This window comes from Microbacterium sp. CPCC 204701 (genome assembly GCF_004010105.1).
GTDB lineage: Bacteria > Actinomycetota > Actinomycetes > Actinomycetales > Microbacteriaceae > Microbacterium.
Genome location: NZ_RRYE01000557.1, coordinates 1 through 1,448, shown reverse-complemented (window position 1 = coordinate 1,448; position 1,448 = coordinate 1). Strand labels below are relative to the sequence as shown.

Sequence of the window (1,448 nt, the reverse complement as noted above, 5' to 3'; positions counted from 1 at the left end):
GGGCGCCGCCGCAGGATCCGAAGCCTGGGCTTCGGCGTCGGCGATCACATCTTCCACCGGCGGGGGAACCGCAGGTGCTCCGGTGTCGAGCTGATCGGTCGGTGCCGGCGTGTCCTCCACCGCGGACGGAGCCTCATCCGCCTGCCCGGGCTCGCCGGCCACGACGTCTGGATCGGTGTCATCGCCGAGCCCGGGCAGGTCCGGAAGATCCGGCAGCCCGGGGATGCCTTCATCCGGGGTCTCGTCCGGTGGGGTGTCGCCGGGCGTGCCGGCGAGAATGTCGTCACCGGACGCGACGGAACCGTCGCCAGAGGCGACACCGGCGCTCTGGTCGAACACCTGCGTCACATCCCCGCCCTCGGTCCAGATGTTCTGGTTGACCGATTGGTCGACGATCGTCGACCGGCTGTCGACCCACGTCCAGTGGCTCGTGATGCGCGAGATCTCGTTGACGACGTCGTTGTCGGACGGTGGCGGCGGGGTGTGATGCGCCTTGGGCACGACATCGGGACGGTCGTAGATCACCGGAGCGACGGCCCGGACGTCGTCGGCGCAGAGACCTTCCATCCTGTTGCGCGAGAGTGTGCCTTCGGGATCGTCTTTGAGCGCGGCCATGGCAGCCGGATCGCGCAGCAGACTCAGTATGAACTCGATGATCGAGTTGGCGATTGTCGCCAGAGGGGTGCTCATTCCCGATACCTCCGCAATGAGACTCGACGTCTGTGGATTCAGATTAGGAAGTGCCGACCCATCGAGCATCGGGAGTTGCCCCGATGCTCGACGGGGGGCGGTGCGGGGTCGCGTGTGGGCCCCTTCGGTCGGCGTCTGAGGTGTGCTGCGTGGCAGCCCCCTCGATCGCGATACGCAGCTTCGACAGCAGGTCGGAGCGCGACGTGGCGTCGAGACGCCGGCGGATGTGCGCGATATGGTGCTCGGCGGTGCGAGGAGAGATGAAGATCGCCGCACCGATCTCGGCGTACGTCTTGCCCTGCAGGACGAGCTCGGCGACCTCGCGCTCCCGGTCGCTGAGCACGCAGTCGGCGGGCGGGTCGGATGCCGATGATCCGGCGGTACCGGCATCGGCCGTACGCGAGGTCTCGCGCGGGTGAAGCTCCCGTGCGCAGGCGAGGAGCCGGGCGATCACTTTGCGGTCGTCAGAGCGTCCTGCGCCGTGACCGGCCAACCGCGCTCCGTCCCACGCGAGCCCGACGGCGGCCAGCGCCCGCGCCGCCGTCTCGACGGCATCGGGGTCGACTGTGCCCGCGAGCACCGACGTCCACACGCGCCCTGCCTGCGCCATGCGAGCGGCGAGCCGGTTGTGTGCAGCCGCCGCGACGAGCGCGCGCGCATGCGGCGCGAGCGCCTCCGGCCGGCTGAGCAGGATGCCGCGCTGAATGCCCGCCCAGTGCAGTGGCGCAGCCCACGCGGGTGGCTCGCCGAGTCGGGCG

At 70.0% G+C, this 1,448-nt stretch carries 2 protein-coding genes; both read right to left on the bottom strand.

Annotated elements, in window-relative coordinates; translation table 11 throughout:
* On the bottom strand, positions 1-690 hold a 690-nt coding region (locus tag EIO58_RS17815), incomplete at its 3' end, for an IniB N-terminal domain-containing protein (RefSeq protein ID WP_127820544.1).
* 43 nt (positions 691-733) lie between these two features.
* Positions 734-1,448 (bottom strand): LuxR C-terminal-related transcriptional regulator (locus EIO58_RS17810; protein WP_164861865.1); only part of this gene is annotated, 715 nt, incomplete at its 5' end.